General features: G+C 66.8%; 18 protein-coding genes. 10 read left to right on the top strand and 8 right to left on the bottom strand.

The genetic code is table 11. From position 1 onward, the window contains the following. Positions 1 to 8 precede the first annotated feature (8 nt). A complete protein-coding gene (locus tag A9179_RS18890; protein ID WP_187807746.1) occupies positions 9 to 500 on the top strand; it encodes a GNAT family N-acetyltransferase in 492 nt (163 codons plus the stop codon). Positions 501 to 509: 9 nt separating this feature from the next. Here the strand turns inward: A9179_RS18890 and A9179_RS18895 are convergent, their stop codons facing one another. Beyond that, positions 510 to 791 (bottom strand): YdcH family protein, encoded by a 282-nt coding sequence (locus A9179_RS18895; RefSeq protein WP_187807747.1) that lies wholly within the window; start codon positions 789 to 791, stop codon positions 510 to 512. A gap of 159 nt (positions 792 to 950) precedes the next feature. Between A9179_RS18895 and A9179_RS18900 the strand changes: the two genes are divergently transcribed. The 3 genes from A9179_RS18900 (at position 951) to mscL (ending at position 2563) form a co-directional block, all read left to right on the top strand. Beyond that, positions 951 to 1205, top strand: a complete 255-nt coding sequence (locus tag A9179_RS18900; protein ID WP_187807748.1) for a YdcH family protein — start codon at positions 951 to 953, stop codon at positions 1203 to 1205. Positions 1206 to 1325: 120 nt separating this feature from the next. Continuing rightward, positions 1326 to 2072, top strand: a complete 747-nt coding sequence (locus A9179_RS18905) for an EAL domain-containing protein (protein WP_187807749.1) — start codon at positions 1326 to 1328, stop codon at positions 2070 to 2072. A gap of 62 nt (positions 2073 to 2134) precedes the next feature. Further along, a complete protein-coding gene (gene mscL, locus A9179_RS18910; protein ID WP_187807750.1) occupies positions 2135 to 2563 on the top strand; it encodes a large-conductance mechanosensitive channel protein MscL in 429 nt (142 codons plus the stop codon). 332 nt (positions 2564 to 2895) lie between these two features. Here the strand turns inward: mscL and A9179_RS18915 are convergent, their stop codons facing one another. Continuing rightward, positions 2896 to 3672 carry a ferredoxin--NADP reductase gene (locus tag A9179_RS18915; RefSeq protein ID WP_187807751.1) on the bottom strand — a complete coding sequence of 259 codons (777 nt, stop codon included), beginning with the start codon at positions 3670 to 3672 and terminating at the stop codon, positions 2896 to 2898. Between the two features lie 89 nt (positions 3673 to 3761). Here A9179_RS18915 and A9179_RS18920 point away from each other — a divergent pair, with 89 nt between their 5' ends. From A9179_RS18920 to A9179_RS22885, 4 genes are all read left to right on the top strand, one after another. Further along, on the top strand, positions 3762 to 4886 hold the full coding sequence (locus A9179_RS18920; protein WP_187807752.1) for a methyltransferase: 1125 nt from the start codon (positions 3762 to 3764) through the stop codon (positions 4884 to 4886). Between the two features lie 274 nt (positions 4887 to 5160). After that, a complete protein-coding gene (locus tag A9179_RS18925) occupies positions 5161 to 6594 on the top strand; it encodes a cytochrome ubiquinol oxidase subunit I (protein ID WP_187807753.1) in 1434 nt (477 codons plus the stop codon). After that, on the top strand, positions 6591 to 7595 hold the full coding sequence (gene cydB / locus A9179_RS18930) for a cytochrome d ubiquinol oxidase subunit II (RefSeq protein ID WP_187807754.1): 1005 nt from the start codon (positions 6591 to 6593) through the stop codon (positions 7593 to 7595). Before A9179_RS18925 ends, cydB begins: the two co-directional genes overlap by 4 nt. After that, positions 7595 to 7717, top strand: coding sequence for a DUF2474 domain-containing protein (locus A9179_RS22885; protein WP_223123242.1), 123 nt, complete (start codon positions 7595 to 7597; stop codon positions 7715 to 7717). The genes cydB and A9179_RS22885 overlap by 1 nt, the downstream gene beginning before the upstream one ends. Positions 7718 to 7793: 76 nt before the next feature. Here A9179_RS22885 and A9179_RS18935 read toward each other — a convergent pair whose 3' ends face one another. Both A9179_RS18935 and A9179_RS18940 read right to left on the bottom strand, forming a co-directional pair. Continuing rightward, positions 7794 to 8129: a DUF3703 domain-containing protein gene (locus tag A9179_RS18935; RefSeq protein ID WP_187807755.1), complete on the bottom strand. Its 336-nt coding sequence runs from the start codon at positions 8127 to 8129 to the stop codon at positions 7794 to 7796. Then, a complete protein-coding gene (locus A9179_RS18940; protein WP_187807756.1) occupies positions 8119 to 8748 on the bottom strand; it encodes a cation efflux transmembrane domain-containing protein in 630 nt (209 codons plus the stop codon). Before A9179_RS18940 ends, A9179_RS18935 begins: the two co-directional genes overlap by 11 nt. Positions 8749 to 8809: 61 nt before the next feature. On the opposite strand from A9179_RS18940, the gene A9179_RS18945 reads away from it, so the two are divergent. Then, positions 8810 to 9226, top strand: a complete 417-nt coding sequence (locus A9179_RS18945) for a MerR family DNA-binding protein (protein WP_187807757.1) — start codon at positions 8810 to 8812, stop codon at positions 9224 to 9226. A gap of 197 nt (positions 9227 to 9423) precedes the next feature. After that, a complete protein-coding gene (locus A9179_RS18950) occupies positions 9424 to 10638 on the top strand; it encodes an MFS transporter (protein WP_187807758.1) in 1215 nt (404 codons plus the stop codon). 6 nt (positions 10639 to 10644) lie between these two features. Here A9179_RS18950 and A9179_RS18955 read toward each other — a convergent pair whose 3' ends face one another. The 4 genes from A9179_RS18955 to A9179_RS18970 form a co-directional block, all read right to left on the bottom strand. Further along, a complete protein-coding gene (locus A9179_RS18955; protein WP_187807759.1) occupies positions 10645 to 12645 on the bottom strand; it encodes a J domain-containing protein in 2001 nt (666 codons plus the stop codon). A gap of 9 nt (positions 12646 to 12654) precedes the next feature. Further along, positions 12655 to 14346, bottom strand: coding sequence for a molecular chaperone HscC (locus tag A9179_RS18960; protein WP_187807760.1), 1692 nt, complete (start codon positions 14344 to 14346; stop codon positions 12655 to 12657). A gap of 138 nt (positions 14347 to 14484) precedes the next feature. Continuing rightward, a complete protein-coding gene (locus A9179_RS18965; protein WP_187807761.1) occupies positions 14485 to 14934 on the bottom strand; it encodes a SecDF P1 head subdomain-containing protein in 450 nt (149 codons plus the stop codon). Next, positions 14931 to 15488: a DJ-1 family glyoxalase III gene (locus A9179_RS18970; protein WP_187807762.1), complete on the bottom strand. Its 558-nt coding sequence runs from the start codon at positions 15486 to 15488 to the stop codon at positions 14931 to 14933. Before A9179_RS18970 ends, A9179_RS18965 begins: the two co-directional genes overlap by 4 nt. Positions 15489 to 15649: the final 161 nt, after the last annotated feature.

Below are 15649 nucleotides of genomic sequence, written 5' to 3' on the forward strand. Positions count from 1 at the left end.
GCCGCCCCATGCAGATCGAACTTGTTCCCGCTACGGTCGACCAGTTACCGCTGATCGCCAACCTCTACCAGTACTACGCCTACGAGTCGTCGGACTGGGAGCAGGAGGACGTCGAGCTCGACGGGCGCTTCTATATCCACCAGCCGCACCTGCAGCGCTACTGGCAGGACGACGGCTGGAGCGCCCAGCTGATCCTGGCCGACGGCTTCATCGCCGGCTTCCTGCTGATCGAACGCAGCGAGCTGCCGGGCATCGACGCCCTGGAGTTCGCCGACCTGTTCATCCTCAAGAAATATCGCCGCCAGGGCATCGGCCAAGCCCTGGTTCAACAGGTCATGGGCGCTGGCGGCACCTGGCTGGTGCGTTTCTATGGCCGGGACGAGCTGGCGGCAGCCTTCTGGCGCAAGGTGCTGGCCGAGCTGCCACTGGGGTCACGCCAGGTCTGGCCGGATGACGAGCCCGAGCTGCTCAGCTACCTGATCAATCCACCACTGCATTGACAGGCTGGCCTAGTGCGGACTGCAGGCATTGCCGCAGCCGCAGCACTGCCCGGTCGCCCGCTTGAAGTGACGGGCCAGGGTGTCTCGATACACCTTGCGAGAGCGTTTCAGGCGCCCCAGGGCGAGTTCATCGATTCGCTCCAGGCCATTTGCGACCCGCTCGATACGGGCGTCGAGCGCATCGAACTGCTCGATCAGGTAGGCGAAGTGGCTGTCGTTCTGGCGCATTTGCTGCATTTTCCAGCGCAACTCGGGGAACGCCTGAGGCAATGACTGAGCTTGAGCCTTCATCGCGATGACTCCTGAAGATGAATGTGTTCACATTTTAACCAACCCCGAAGCCGGCCCATTGACCTGAATCAAACAGCCCAGCCGTCCGCCACCTTGCGGGCAACAGCGCCAGCCACTGAGCTAGTCTGAACAAGACATGCACCGTCTGGAGGATTCACCATGCCGCTCGAACACCACCCGCTGTCCCGCGAATTTCCGGAATACCGCCAGCAACTGCAGACCCTGCATGCCGAGGATGCGCACTTCGCCCGGTTGGCGCAGCAGTACGAGAGCCTGGACAAACGCATTTACGAAGTGGAAGACGGTCGCGAGTCGCTGAATGACCTGGCCCTGCATGCCCTGAAGAACGAGCGCGTGGCACTCAAGGATCAGATCGCCGAATGCCTGCGCAAGGCCAATGGCAAGGGGGGCTAGGCTGGCCGAGATGAACCTCACCACCGCCAGCCTGCAGCGTAATGGCCGAAGGCTGCGCGGGACGAGACAGCCACTGGAGTTTTTGCTTATCTTGGTTGGACGCCACCATGAGATCCACCCATGAAGAACTCTCCAGGCTGTTCCGCTTGCCGTGATGGCAAGGGACTGGACTTCCCTATCAGCATGGCTTTCCAACCCATAGTCAACGTTGCGCAGCAACAGATCTTCGCCCACGAAGCCCTGGTGCGCGGGGCCAACGGCGAGTCAGCCGGCAGCCTGCTGGCCCAGGTCAATGCAGAAAACCTCTACGCGTTCGACCAAAGCTGCCGGATCACGGCGGTAGAGTGGGCCGCGCGCCTGCAGGTGCCGGCCATGGTTTCGATCAACTTCATGCCCAATGCCGTGTACCAACCGGAGACCTGCATTCGGGCAACGCTGGAGGCCGCACGGCGCTTCAACTTCCCCATCAACAGAATCATCTTCGAGGTCACCGAACAGGAGCAGGTGCTGGATATCCACCACCTCACCGACATTCTGCGGGCCTATCGCAAGCAGGGATTCATGACCGCCATCGATGACTTTGGCGCCGGCTATGCCGGGCTCAACCTGCTCGCCGACTTCCAGCCGGATCTGATCAAGCTGGACATGGAGCTGATCCGCAACATCGATAGCGACAGCGTGCGGCAGATCCTTGTGGAATCGACCCTGGACATGTGCCGCAAGCTCAAGGTGCGCGTCATCGCCGAAGGCATCGAGACCCAGGCCGAGCTGCAGACCCTGCAGCAGATGGGCGTGGAGCTGTTCCAGGGCTACCTGCTGGCCAAACCGGGCTTCCAGAGCCTGCCTGCAGTGAATTACCCCACGTAGCACTGGCAGCGGCGGGCGCCTGCAGTAAACTCGACCCAAACCAGTACCTCAGGGAGTGAAACATGAGCATCCTCAGCGAATTCAAAGCCTTTGCCATGAAGGGCAACGTGGTCGACATGGCCGTGGGCATCATCATCGGCGCGGCCTTCGGCAAGATCGTCACGTCCTTCGTCGGCGACGTGATCATGCCGCCGATCGGCCTGCTGATCGGCGGGGTGGACTTCAGCGACCTGGCCATCGTCCTGCGCGATGCGGTCGCCGCCACCGACACCACGGCAGCGGTGCCGGCCGTGGTGCTGAGCTATGGCAAGTTCATCCAGACCATTCTCGACTTCACCATAGTTGCCTTCGCCATCTTCATGGGGGTCAAGGCGATCAACAAGCTCAAGCGCGAAGAAGCCGCCGCGCCGGAAGAGCCGCCGGCGCCGACCGCGGAACAGCTGCTGCTGGGCGAAATCCGTGACCTGCTCAAGGCCCAGCAGAACAAGTAGCCGCCAGCTGGCTTGCTACAACGGCGCCTGCGGGCGCCGTTTGCATTGTTGGGCCTGGTTCGACCAATCATGTAGGGCGGGTGAAACCCGCGAGTCGGCACGCGGGTTTCACCCGCCCTACATGAAGCCGCCTTATGCCACCGGCCGTTTTGTCACAACGCTGGCGCCTTCCGCCTCTGGATCATTCCCTTCCGGGCCAGCGCTAGCTGGTGCTGTTCAACGACAGAGCCGCTGTCCTGCCTGCGCGGGAATAATGGTTACAGAGAAGTATCCCACCACCTCGTCATCCCCGCGCAGGCGGGGATCCAGTGAAGCCACACAGAGGCGGCGGCCTACCAGTAGGTTTCCACCGCCACCTGACCGGGCCGGCGGCTCAGACTCAGCTGCATGCCGCGGGCCTTCAGCACCGCGCGGGTGTCGTCGATCATCTGCGGGTTGCCGCAGAGCATGAAGCGCGAGTGCGCCGGGTCGAAGGCCAGGCCGGCCGCGCGCTCCAACTCGCCGCTGGCGATCAGCGCTGTGACCCGCGCATTGAGCGCCCCCGGCACCTGCTCGCGGGTTACCACCGGCAGGTAGTGCAGCTTGTGCCCGGCGCCCTCCAGCCAGTCGCGCTGCGGCAGCTCGGCGATCAGTTCCTGGTAGGCCAGCTCCGCCGCATTGCGCGCGCTGTAGACCAGGACGATGCGTGCGAAGCGCTGCCACACCGCCAGATCCTGGAGAATCGACAGGAACGGCGCCAACCCGGTGCCGGTGCCCAGCAGCCACAGGTCGCGACCATCGGGGAAGCGGTCGAGGGTGAGGTAGCCGAAGGCCTGCTTTTCCACCAGCAGCTCGTCGCCGGCCTTGAGCCGGCTCAACTCGCTGGTGAACTCGCCGCCGGGCACCACGATGGAGAAGAACTCCAGGTACTCGTCGTGGGGCGCCGAGACCATCGAGTAGGCACGCCACACCACCGTGCCGTCGGCCTTGCACACGCCCAGGCGGGCGAACTGGCCGGCCTGGAAGCGAAAGCCCGGATCGCGGCTACAGCGCAGGCTGAACAGGCTGGGCGACCAGACGCGCACCTCGGTGAGAGTCTGGCGGGTGAACTTCTCTTCGCTGGCGGTCATACTTTGCCCTCATCACATGCTCCCAGAGCCTATTCAAAGGCTCTGATCAGTCTCGCGCAAAGCGCGGCTTACAAACACCGACGGTTTCCATGCCTATTCTCGCCACCCCCTTCGCCCAGCTCGACCTGATCCGCCAGCCGGAGATGGCCAACGAACCGCTGCAGGCCTTCGACGCTGCCGACGAGTACCTGCTTGCCCACCTGCACGAGCAGGGCCTGGCGGCCGATGCGCGGGTGCTGCTGCTCAACGACGCCTTCGGCGCCCTGGCCGCCAGCCTGGCGCCGCACTGCCGGGTGACCAGCAGCGGCGACTCGCACCTGGGCCACCTGGCACTGCAGAAGAACCTGGCGCGCAACGGTCTGGCGGCCGACAGCGTGACCTTCGTGCCGGCCAGCGAGACGGTGCAAGGCCCGTTCGACTGGGTGCTGATTCGCGTGCCGAAGACCCTGGCCCTGCTCGAGGAACAGCTGATCCGCCTGCACGGACAGCTGGCCCCCGGCGCGCGGGTGGTGGCCGGGGCCATGATCAAGCACCTGCCGCGCGCCGCCGGCGAGCTGCTGGAGCAGTACATCGGCCCGCTGCAGGCCTCGCTGGCGGTGAAGAAGGCGCGTCTGCTGAGCGCCACGCCCGAGCAACGGCCGGCACCGACCTCGCCCTACCCGAGCCGCTACCGGCTCGACAAGCCGGCCCTGGAGCTGCTCAACCATGCCAACGTGTTCTGCCGCGAGGGCCTGGATATCGGCACCCGCGCCTTCCTGCCGCATCTGCCGAAGCGCCTGCAGCCGCAGCGGGTGGCCGACCTCGGCTGCGGCAACGGCGTACTGGCCATCGCCTTCGCCCTGGCCAACCCACAGGCCGAGCTGACCCTGGTGGACGAGTCCTATATGGCCGTGCAATCCGCCGAGGAGAACTGGCGTGCGGCGCTGGGTAAGCGCCCGGCCACCTTCCGCGCCGCCGACGGCCTGGCCGGCCAGGCGGCGGACTCGCTGGATCTGGTGCTGTGCAACCCGCCCTTCCACCAACAGCAGGTGGTCGGCGACTTCCTCGCCTGGCGCATGTTCCAGCAGGCCCGTGCGGCGCTGGTGACCGGCGGCGAGCTGTGGATAGTCGGCAACCGCCACCTGGGCTACCACGCCAAGCTGGGCCGGCTGTTCCGCGGCGTCGAGCAAGTGGCGGCCAACCCCAAGTTCGTCGTGCTCAAAGCCACCAAGTAGCCAGCCACGCCCTGGCGGCCGGACACGCCGGTGGAACTCTGCCGCCCCCTACGCCTCCCAGACTCAGGCAAGGCAGATCCGCCGCAGACCGTAGGGCAGGTGCAACCCGCGGCCAGATAACGCGGGTTTCACCCGCCCTACGACTAAACTCCAGCACGAATTCCGCCCGCTGCGCGTCACTGCGACAAATTGCCCAATGCGACAATCCGCCGGCTACGACGAAAGTCGCAGGCAGCGGATCATTGACCCAGATCAATGTCACGAGGGGCCTCGCATGTTCGGCCTGGATGCACTGGAACTGGCACGAATCCAGTTCGCTTTCACCGTTTCCTTCCACATTCTGTTTCCGGCCATCAGCATCGGCCTGGCCAGTTACCTGGCGGTGCTCGAAGGTCTGTGGCTGAAGACCGGCAAGGATGTCTACTACGACCTGTTCCGCTTCTGGCTGCAGATCTTCGCCGTGACCTTCGGCATGGGCGTGGTCTCCGGCGTGGTGATGAGCTACGAGTTCGGCACCAACTGGGGCCAGCTGTCCACGGCGGCCGGCAGCATCATGGGGCCGTTGCTGACCTACGAGGTGCTCACCGCGTTCTTCCTCGAGGCCGGCTTCCTGGGCATCATGCTGTTCGGCCTGAACAAGGTGGGCCGCGGCCTGCACTTCTTCGCCACCCTGATGGTGGCCATCGGCACGCTGATCTCGACCTTCTGGATCCTCTCCTCGAACAGCTGGATGCACACCCCGCAGGGCTTCACCCTGGTCGACGGCGTGTTCACCCCGGCGTCCTGGTGGGACATCGTGTTCAACCCGTCCTTCCCCTATCGCCTGGCGCACATGGCGGTGGCGGCCTTCCTCAGCACCGCCTTCGTGGTCGGCGGCACCGCCGCCTGGCACCTGCTCAAGGGCAAGCGTGACGAAGCCACCCGCATGATGTTCTCCATGGCCCTGTGGATGGCGCTGCTGGTCGCGCCGATCCAGGCCGTGATCGGCGATGCCCACGGCCTCAACACCCTCAAGTACCAGCCGGCCAAGGTGGCCGCCATGGAAGGCCACTGGAACACCGAGAAAGGCGTGCCGCTGCTGCTGTTCGGCATTCCCGACATGCAGGCGGAAACCACCAGGTACGCCATCGGCATCCCGCGCCTGGCCAGCCTGATCCTCACCCACGACCTCGACGGCGAGATCAAGGGCCTCAAGGAATGGGCGCCAGAGGATCGCCCCAACGCGCTGATCGTGTTCTGGAGCTTCCGCGTGATGGTCGGCCTCGGCCTGCTGATGATCCTCTGTGGCGTGCTCGGCCTGTGGCTGCGCCGCGGCGGCAAGGTCTACGAGTCGAAAGGCTTCCAGCGCCTGATGCTGGCGATGGGCCCGGCCGGGCTGATCGCCCTGCTGGCCGGCTGGGTAACCACCGAAGTGGGGCGCCAACCCTGGGTGGTCTATGGCCTGCTGCGTACCAGCGAGGCCGCCTCCAACCACAGCGTCAGCCAGCTCAGCCTGTCGCTGGGCCTGTTCGTGGTGGTGTATTTCGCCGTGTTCGGCGTCGGCATCACCTACCTGCTGCGCATGATGCGCAAGGGCCCAGTGCTTGGCCTGCTGAGTGCCCACGCCGCCGAACAGGGTGGCCCGGGTCATAGCCGCACGCCGTCCCGCCCGCTGTCCGCCGCCGCAGAAAGCGTCGACGATGAAACCGATGAGGAGAAACGCCCATGAGCATCGACCTGCCGCTGATCTGGGCCGGGGTGATCGCCTTCGGCATCTTCATGTACGTGGTGATGGATGGCTTCGATCTGGGCATCGGCATCCTCTATCCCTTCTTCCGCGACAAGGACGAACGCGACGCCATGATGAACACCGTGGCGCCGATCTGGGACGGTAACGAAACCTGGCTGGTGCTCGGCGGTGCCGGGCTGTTCGCCGCCTTCCCGCTGGCCTACTCGGTGGTGCTCACGGCGCTGTACCTGCCGCTGATCATCATGCTGATCGCCCTGATCTTCCGTGGCGTGGCCTTCGAGTTCCGCTTCAAGGCCAAGCGCACCCGCTACGTGTGGGACGCGGCCTTTATCGGCGGCTCGGTGCTGGCCACCTTCGCCCAGGGCGTGGTGCTGGGTGCCTTTATCGATGGCATCGCGGTGGAGAACCGCCAGTTCGCCGGTGGCGCCTTCGACTGGCTGGCGCCCTTCCCGCTGTTCTGCGGCGCCGGGCTGGTGGTCGGCTACGCCATGCTCGGCTGCGCCTGGCTGCTGCTCAAGACCGAAGGCAAGCTGCGCCACAAGATGTACAAGCTGATGCTGCCGCTGACCTGCGCGCTGCTGCTGTTCATTAGCGCAGTGAGCATCTGGACGCCGCTGACCCATCCGGAAATCGCCCAGCGCTGGTTCACCCTGCCCAACCTGTTCTACTTCATCCCGGTACCGACCCTGGTGGCGGTGACCATCCTCGGCATCGTCCGCGCCGTGCACCTGAAGATCGACTGGCAGCCGTTCGTCCTCACCCTGCTGCTGATCGCCCTGGCCTATGCCGGCCTGGCCATCAGCGTATGGCCGAACATCATCCCGCCGTCGGTGAGCATCTGGCAGGCCTCGGCCCCCGCAAGCAGCCAGGCCTTCGCCCTGGTCGGGGTCTCCATCATGGTGCCGATCATCCTCATCTACACCGCCTACAGCTACTACGTGTTCCGCGGCAAGGTGAAGGTCGGCGAGGGGTACCACTGATGAACGAGACGAAGCAGCCGCTGGGCAAACGCCTGGCCTGGTTCGCCGCCCTGTGGCTGGGCGGCGTGCTGGCAGTACTGGTGCTGGCCTACGCGATCAAGCTGGGCATGGGCCTGGCCTGAGCGCCCCAACTCCTTCTCAGAGTTCGGCCAAGCCTGCCCCCTCTCCCGTCGGGAGAGGGTCGGGGTGAGGGCCAGGCTACTCCAGCAGCCTTTTCAGCTCCGCACTCAGCGGCATCGGGGTAAATGCACTGACCCGCGCCCGCCCGTTGTTGCCCAGCGGTACCCACAACCGCGAGAACAACAGCGCGGCGAGGATGCGCGGCAACTGCCCTGCCACCTCGCGCCAGTCCCTGAGCATCCAGCCGGCGCGCAGCATCAGCCAGTGCGCGCGGGCATGGGGCAGCGCCAGGCGCTGGCCGAGGATATGCGCGCGCTCCAGCCAGACCAGGGCCGCAGCAGGCTCGCCCCGCCCCAGCGCCGCTTCGGCCTCGGCGAAAGCCAGCTGCAACGCCGCGTGCGCCTCAGTGCGCATGGCCGTGACCTTCGCGCAGCTCGCCGTCGGCATGGCGCAGTACCTGTACCGCCGAGCTGATCGCCAGGCTGGCCATGATCCCCGCCACGATCAGGTCGGGCCAGGCGCTGCCGGTGCCGAACACGCCCAGCGCCGCTGCCAGCACGGCAAGGTTGCCCAGGGCATCGTTGCGGGTGCACAGCCAGACGCTGCGCATGTTGCTGTCACCCTCGCGGTAGGCATACAGCAGTGCCGCCACGCCGAGGTTGGCCAGCAATGCCAGGCTGCCGATCAGGCCCATGGTCGGCGCGCTCGGCACCTCGCCCTGCCACCAGTGCCAGAGCGCCGCGCCCAACACGCCGAGACCGAACAGCAGCATGCTCAGCGCCTTCAGCTGGGCAGCGCGGGCCCGCCAGGCCAGGGCCATGCCCAGTACCCAGAGGCTGATGGCGTAGTTGGCAGCGTCGCCGAGAAAGTCCAGCGAGTCGGCCAGCAGCGACACCGAGCCGGCGCGGATACCGGCACCGATCTCGATCAGAAACATGCCCAGGTTGACCAGCAGGGCGATCCACAGGATGCGCCGGTAGCGCCCGTTATCGTGCTGGGGGCCGGTGTCGTGGTTGCAGCAATGCGCGCCCATTTGGCATCTCCTTGGTTGAGGTGCAGACTAAGCTAAAGCCTGTAGTAACTACGGAGTCAACATGGGCAAGCCACTAACCATCGGCATCCTCGCCCGCGAGAGCGGGGTCAACCTGGAAACCATCCGCTTCTACGAACGTAGCGGCCTGCTGCCGGCGCCGCAACGCAGTGCCGCCGGCTATCGCCACTACCAGGAGATGGACGTGCGCCGCCTGCGCTTTATCCGCCGCGGCCGCGAGCTGGGCTTCAGTCTGGAGGAAATCCGCAGCCTGCTGGAACTCGCCGCCCATCCCGAGAGCCCGTGCGACGCCGCCGATCGCATGGCCCGCGAACATCTGGACGCCATCGAAACACGCATCCGCGACCTGCAGAACATGCAGGCCGAGCTGAGCAAGCTGGCCGGCTGCCAGAGTGGTCACGCCGAGCACTGCCGCCTGCTGGAGGCGCTGGACAGCCGCGATTGCTGCGCCCCCAGGTAGCCCGGGAATCGCACGCGGGTTACACCCGCCCTACGCAGCGCTTCCCGGTAGGGCGGGGGCAACCCGCGCAACCCACCACGTGAAGTTATTCCACGGCAAACGTGCGATAGACGAACACAGCGTTCAGCATTCGCAACGGCGCCGCGCGCCAGGCGTGCTAGGCTGGGCAACTCGTTAGCCGCCTAAGTATTACCGCCATGTCCCAACTGCTCCTGCGTCGGCACAAACCCTTTCTCGCCTTTTGGCTGGCCCGCGTATTCACCGCCAGCGGCTTCCAGATGCTCACCGTGGCCATCGGCTGGCACCTCTACCAGCTGACCAGCAGCGTGCTCGACCTGGGGCTGGTTGGCCTCGCTGAATTCCTCCCGCGCCTGCTGTTCATGCTGCATGCCGGGCACACCGCCGACCGCTTCGAGCGACGCAAGATCGCTGCCGTCTGCCAGAGCGTGCAGGCCCTGGTGGCCCTGGCCCTGCTGCTGGGCAGCAGCACCGACAGCGTTAGCCGCGAGATGATCTTCGGCCTGGCCTTCCTCCTCGGCCTGGCCCGTACCTTCGAGATGCCGGCGACCCAGGCCCTGCTGCCCAACGTGGTACCGAGCGAGCTGTTCCCCCGCGCGGTGGCCGCTTCAGCCTCGGCCATGCAGGCGGCAACCATCATCGCCCCCGCCCTCGGCGGTCTGCTGTACGCCTTCGGCGCACAGTGGGTATACGGCCCGGCGACCCTGCTGTACGTGCTGGCCTGCGCCCTGATGCTCGGTCTGACCGCCACTGGCCAGGTGCTGCGCAAAGACCCAGCCACTCTCGAATCGCTGCTGGCCGGCATCCGCTTCATTCGCAGCAAGCCGGACGTGCTGGGTTCGATTTCGCTGGATCTGTTCGCCGTGCTGCTCGGCGGCGCCACCGCGCTGCTGCCGGTGTTCGCCAAGGACATCCTGCTCACCGGCCCCTGGGGTCTCGGCCTGCTGCGTTCGGCGCCGGCGGTCGGCGCCCTGCTGATGTCGCTGTGGCTGGCCCATCACCCGATCGAACGGCGTACCGGGCCGGTGATGTTCACCTCGGTGGCGGTGTTCGGCGTGGCGACCATCGCCTTCGGCCTGTCCACCTCGTTCTGGTTCAGCCTGGCAGTGCTGGTGGTGCTTGGCGCGGCCGACATGATCAGCATGGTGATCCGCGGCGCCCTGGTACAGCTGGATACCCCGGACGCCATGCGCGGTCGGGTCAGCGCGGTGAACGGCCTGTTCATCGGCGCCTCCAACCAGCTCGGCGAGTTCGAGTCCGGCCTCACCGCGCACTGGTTCGGCACGGTGCCGGCGGTACTGATCGGCGGGGTCGGCACCCTGCTGGTGACCGGCACCTGGATCAAGCTGTTTCCCACCCTGGCGCGCCGCGATCACCTGCACAAGCAGGGCTGAGCCGCCCTACTTCAACGCCCCCGGCAGGCGGCAGTCCTCCATCTCCACCTCCGGGCCGCAACCTTCGACCAGGGTGCCACCCAGCTCGAAGAGGGTGGCCTTGTCATGGCGAGTCGTGGCGGCCGGTTGGCGGTCGCTGACCTTGCTCTGGCGCGTCTCGGCAGCCGGTGGGCGGGCGCTGGTCTTGTCCTGGCGCGTCTCGACAGCTGACGGGCGGGCGCTGGCCTTGTCGGGGCGCGCCTCGGCAGCCGGCGGGCGGGCGCTAGCCTTGTCCAGGCGCGTCTCGACAGCCGGCGGGCGGTCACTGGCCTTGTCCTGGTGCACCTCGGCAGCCGGCGGGCGGTCGCTGGTCTGGTCGTGACGCGTCTCGGCGGCCGGCAGGAACTCGCTGAGCGAGGTTTTCTCCAGCTTGCCCTGGGTGTTCCAGTAGATGGCCAGGGCGAACAGGCTCAGGCCGACCACCCACAGCAGCCTGTTCCAGACGCGCTGGAAGCGCCGCAGGAAATGCAGGGCCACCCTCACAGGCGAGCCCATACGGGTGGTGAAGTCGGCGTAGAGCAGGGCCAGCGGCGCCGTGATCCCGCAGGCCACCGCTTCGACCACGCCCTGGGTGGCGCCCATCGCTACCGTAGCGGCAGTCAGCGCCGCACTCGGCAGGCCATGGCGCAGCAACAGCAGCCCGGTGCCATCTCGCACCCAGGCGCGTGGCAGCAGCATCTTGCTCAACAGCACATCGAAGCCGGTCAGCCAGCCAGTGAGCAGGCGCCAGACCCGGTGCAGCACCAGCGCGCCAGCCATCAGCATGCCCGCCATCATGGCCACGCTCAGCGCCACCACCAGCGGCGAGTCGCCCGGCTTCTTGTGAAAGTCGTCGTAGAACAGGAACCAGGCCGGTACCAGCAGCAACAACCACAGGCTGAAGCCGATGCCATGCCAGTCCAGGCCCGGCAGCCATTTGCGCCAGTCATGCAGGCCCTCCGGAGCCAGGCGCTCCAGCACTTCCGGGGCCTCGTGGACGAGGGTCTGCTCGAGCAGCTGGCAGGCGGCCAGATCCTTCTCCACGAAACCATCCACCAGGCGCTTGCGCTGCCCGTCGCGGAGCGGCTTGAGCAGCAGCCAGGCAGCCCGCTCCTGGCCACTCCTGGGCTGGCGCAGAGCCATGCGTTCACGAATGCGCTGCTCCAGGCCATCCAGCTCGCCACGACGCTGCAGCTGATCCCACTCGTGCAGCCAGCCGGCTTGGCTGGCCTGCAGTTCGTCCCAGCGGCAGCGGCTGCACAGCTCCTGGAAGAACGCCGGCGACCAGCGGGTTGCCAGGAGGATGTCCACCAGCTGGCGGTTGAAGTAGCTGCGCAGGTCGAACGGCTGCAGCCAGTCCTGCTCGTGCAGGGCCGCGACCCGCGCCAGGAAGGCCTGTTCGTCGCCCTCGGCCAGCTGGGCATGCAGACTGTGCAGCTCGGTGGCGAGCAGGCGGTTGACCAGCACGTCCAGCTGCATCGGCGGCAGCGAGGCTTCCTGCCAGGGCGTCAGCCAGCCCAGGCAGGCCAGCGCCCACTGGGCGGCCGCGTAGCCCTGTTCGTTGTCCTCCAGGCAGCGCTGCAGCAGGCAGCGCTCGAACAGCGCCAGGCGCTCCTCGGCCTTGGCCTGGCTGGCCAGGGCCGCCAGGTTTTCCGGCGCCATGTCGCTGAGGCTGGCGAGCATCTGCGCCTCGGCCTGCAGCGCCGGATCGGGCACCTGCAGCGGGCGCTCCAGCTCGGCCAGCAGCCCCGTATCGGCCAGCACGGGCGGAGCAGCCAGGGCCAGGCCGTCGTCCTCGCCCGCCTCTTCGTCCTGCTCCTCGGCACGCCGGCGGGCAATCGCCAGGGCCTGCTCGTAGGCTTCGCGCAGGCGCTGGAAGGCGTCCAGATCCTCATCCGGGCGGTGCACTTTGAGCAGGGCGGCATAGCTGCGCTTGATCGCGCGTTCGTCGGCATCGGCGCGCAGGCCGAGAATCGTCCAGCAACTCATGACCGCCCCTTAGAAGCCGCGCTCAAGCTGATCCAGGCGCTCGTTGACCGCCACCCGCAGCTCGCGAATCTGCCGCTCGTCCTGACCGTCGAGCACCCGCTGGAAGTCGCTGGCCAACCGCGCCACATACTCGCGCGCCTCGCCCAGGCACTCCTGATACAGGCGCTCCAGGCGCGCCATGATCATGCTGTTGACCTGCTGGTCGCGCGGGTGGATCTTCAGCCCGGCCAGGGCCTTGAGCTTGGCGTCGATCTCCTCGCGGCTGAGCACGCCGGGGTTGTTCTCGATCACCAGGCGGTGGTTCTCGCCGGTCAGCGGGATGCTCACGTCGGCCTCCAGCAGGCCGTTGTTGTCGTAGGTGAAGCGGATGTCCAGGCTGACCTCGCCGGCCTTGCGCGGCGGCACCGGTACACTCAGTTCGCCGAGGAAGATGTTGTCCTTCACCATGCGGCTCTCGCCCTGGAAGATCTTCACCAGCACGTGCTTCTGGTTGTCTTGCAGGGTCTGCACCTGCTCCACCCGGCTGACCGGCACCACGCAGTTGCGCTCGATGATCGGCAGGTAGTGGCCGCTCTCCATGCGCTCGCCATGCTGGTGGGTGATCTCGATGCCCATGCTGTAGGGGCAGACGTCGGTCAGCACCACTTCTTCCAGGGCCGCATCACGGGCCTTGAGCGCCGCCTGAATGGCCGCGCCCTGGGCGATCACTTCATCCGGGTTGAGGTGCATCGAGGGGAAGCGGCCGAACAGCCCGGCCACCAGCTTGCGCACCAGCGGCATGCGCGTGGTGCCGCCGACCAGCAGCACTTCGTCGAGATCGGCGACGCGAATCCGCGCATCGCGCAGGGCCCGCTCGATCGGCGCGCGCAGGCGCTCCAGCAGCGGCTCCAGGGCCTGGCGCAGCTGCTCCTGGGTGAAGACTTCCGTCCACTCACGATCCTGGTCGCGCAGGCAGAAGGTCGCACTGTCGTCCTGGCCGAGGGCATGGCGTACGCGCTGGGCCTCGCGGCGCAGGCGGTGGCGCAGCAGCGGCTGGCTGGTATCCGGCAGACCGGCGCCCTGCTGGCGCTCGATGAAGCGCTGCACCAGGGCGTCGTCGAGGTCTTCGCCGCCGAGGAAGTTGTCGCCGGAGCTGGCGCGCACTTCCATCACCCCCTCGAAGCGCTCGAGGATCGACACGTCGAAGGTGCCGCCGCCGAGGTCGAACACCAGGAAGGTGGTCTCCTCTTTATGGTGCACACCGTAAGCCAGGGCGGCGGCGGTGGGTTCGTTGATCAGCTTGTCGACCTTCAGCCCGGCCAGCTCGCCGGCTACTCGCGTGGCCTTGCGCTGGGCATCGCTGAAATAGGCCGGGACGCTGATCACCGCTTCCGTCACCGGCTCGCCGAAGGCGCGCTCGACATCGGCCTTGAGACTTTTCAGCACCAGCGCCGAAAGCTCCTCGGGGCGGAAGCTGCGCTTGCCCAGGCGCACTTCGTGGGCGCTGCCCATGTAGCGCTTGAACAGCGAGGTGGTCAGTTGCGGATGGGTCTGCAGGCGCTCGCGCGCCACCTGGCCGACCAGCACCTGGCCGTCGTCGTCGAGGCCGACCACGCTGGGGGTGATGAAACTGCCGAGGGCATTGGCGACCAGTTGCGGAGCGCCGTCGCGCCATACGGCGACCAGGCTGTTGGTAGTACCCAGATCAATACCGACGATCATGCCGACCATCACTCCCTTGAAGTATTCACAGCATGCAAAACGGGATCGGCAACAACGCCAGACACCGGCCAAAGGCCAGTATTTGAACCCGCCTCCCCCTCTGCGGTAAAGCGGCGTTCAGCGCCGGCAGCGCGCCGCTCAGCGGCTCCAGTCGCGTACCAGTGCCTCGGCTTCGGCCAGCGAGTCGAAGCCGGTCAGCGCCACCCGGCCATCAAGCACCGGCTCGCTGATGATCGGCGCCAGGCGCAGCTCACCATCCACCACGAAGGCCAGCGGTTGACCCAGCTCGCTGCGGGTCAGGCTGGCCAGGATGGCGCGGCCGTTGGCACCGAGGGTGAGAATGATGGCCGGCTGGCCATCGGGAGCGAGGATCATGTCCGCCTGCTGCACGTCGGCCTCGGTCAGCGCCGCCTGCGGCGCCAGCCACAGGTGCACGCCGCTGTGGCGGTCGGTCTGCGCCTGCCAGCCGTCGACGCTGGCCGTGCGGGCCGGGTAGATGCCCAACTGGTGCGCGGCCGGCGGCCGTTGCGCCTGACTGGCGCAAGCGCTCAGCAGAACCAGCGCCAAAGCCGCGAACAGCGCCCTCATGCCGGCACCAGCATGGCCTCGGCCACCGCCTTGCGTTTGGCCTTGCCGGCCAGCTGCTCGACCAGGGTCAGGGCGAATTCCAGCGCCGTAGCCGGGCCCTGGCTGGTGATGCAGTTGCCGTCGACCACCACCGGCGCATCGACGAAGGTGCAGCCCGACAGGCGGTCGCTGAACGCCGGGTAGCAGGTCATCCGCCGCTGCTTGAGCACCCCGTAGCCCTGCAGGGCCAAGGCCGGGGCGGCGCAGATGGCGGCGAACAGCTTGCCGGCCTTGGCCTGCTCGCGCACTTTCTCGCCCAGGGGTTCATGATCGGCCAGATGCTGGGCACCGGGCATGCCGCCGGGCAGCACGATCAGGTCGAAGTCCTGGGCCAGCACGTCGACCAGCATGGCGTCGGCGGTGACCCGTGTGCCGCGGGCGCAGGTGAACATGCGGCGGTTCTCGATGCTGGCGACTACCACCTCCACCTCGGCGCGGCGCAGCACGTCGATCAGGGTGATGGTTTCCAGGTCTTCCACGCCATCGGCGACGGCGAGCAGGGTGCGCTGAGTCATCAGGCTTCTCCTCGGACGGAAACCGATGCTGTCCGTCCGGTCATAAATTCACCGCTCGGGGGTGAGCTGGTATAGTGCGCGGCTTTTCCGGATCCAGCCCAAAAACGCCCTCGTATTCCGTCGAGTTGGCAGCCTTTGTGCTTTGCTTTCGCGCAGTCCGC

Origin of the sequence: Pseudomonas alcaligenes (assembly GCF_014490745.1) — a bacterium.
In the GTDB taxonomy this organism is placed as follows: Bacteria; Pseudomonadota; Gammaproteobacteria; order Pseudomonadales; family Pseudomonadaceae; genus Aquipseudomonas; species Aquipseudomonas alcaligenes_C.

Bases quoted from the DNA above. Each gene is read 5' to 3' on its own strand.
- A9179_RS18890 (WP_187807746.1), top strand. From the start codon at position 9: ATGCAGATCGAACTTGTTCCCGCTACGGTCGACCAGTTACCGCTGATC.
- A9179_RS18895 (WP_187807747.1), bottom strand. From the start codon at position 791: ATGAAGGCTCAAGCTCAGTCATTGCCTCAGGCGTTCCCCGAGTTGCGC.
- A9179_RS18900 (WP_187807748.1), top strand. From the start codon at position 951: ATGCCGCTCGAACACCACCCGCTGTCCCGCGAATTTCCGGAATACCGC.
- A9179_RS18905 (WP_187807749.1), top strand. From the start codon at position 1,326: ATGAAGAACTCTCCAGGCTGTTCCGCTTGCCGTGATGGCAAGGGACTG.
- mscL (WP_187807750.1), top strand. From the start codon at position 2,135: ATGAGCATCCTCAGCGAATTCAAAGCCTTTGCCATGAAGGGCAACGTG.
- A9179_RS18915 (WP_187807751.1), bottom strand. From the start codon at position 3,672: ATGACCGCCAGCGAAGAGAAGTTCACCCGCCAGACTCTCACCGAGGTG.
- A9179_RS18920 (WP_187807752.1), top strand. From the start codon at position 3,762: ATGCCTATTCTCGCCACCCCCTTCGCCCAGCTCGACCTGATCCGCCAG.
- A9179_RS18925 (WP_187807753.1), top strand. From the start codon at position 5,161: ATGTTCGGCCTGGATGCACTGGAACTGGCACGAATCCAGTTCGCTTTC.
- cydB (WP_187807754.1), top strand. From the start codon at position 6,591: ATGAGCATCGACCTGCCGCTGATCTGGGCCGGGGTGATCGCCTTCGGC.
- A9179_RS22885 (WP_223123242.1), top strand. From the start codon at position 7,595: ATGAACGAGACGAAGCAGCCGCTGGGCAAACGCCTGGCCTGGTTCGCC.
- A9179_RS18935 (WP_187807755.1), bottom strand. From the start codon at position 8,129: ATGCGCACTGAGGCGCACGCGGCGTTGCAGCTGGCTTTCGCCGAGGCC.
- A9179_RS18940 (WP_187807756.1), bottom strand. From the start codon at position 8,748: ATGGGCGCGCATTGCTGCAACCACGACACCGGCCCCCAGCACGATAAC.
- A9179_RS18945 (WP_187807757.1), top strand. From the start codon at position 8,810: ATGGGCAAGCCACTAACCATCGGCATCCTCGCCCGCGAGAGCGGGGTC.
- A9179_RS18950 (WP_187807758.1), top strand. From the start codon at position 9,424: ATGTCCCAACTGCTCCTGCGTCGGCACAAACCCTTTCTCGCCTTTTGG.
- A9179_RS18955 (WP_187807759.1), bottom strand. From the start codon at position 12,645: ATGAGTTGCTGGACGATTCTCGGCCTGCGCGCCGATGCCGACGAACGC.
- A9179_RS18960 (WP_187807760.1), bottom strand. From the start codon at position 14,346: ATGATCGTCGGTATTGATCTGGGTACTACCAACAGCCTGGTCGCCGTA.
- A9179_RS18965 (WP_187807761.1), bottom strand. From the start codon at position 14,934: ATGAGGGCGCTGTTCGCGGCTTTGGCGCTGGTTCTGCTGAGCGCTTGC.
- A9179_RS18970 (WP_187807762.1), bottom strand. From the start codon at position 15,488: ATGACTCAGCGCACCCTGCTCGCCGTCGCCGATGGCGTGGAAGACCTG.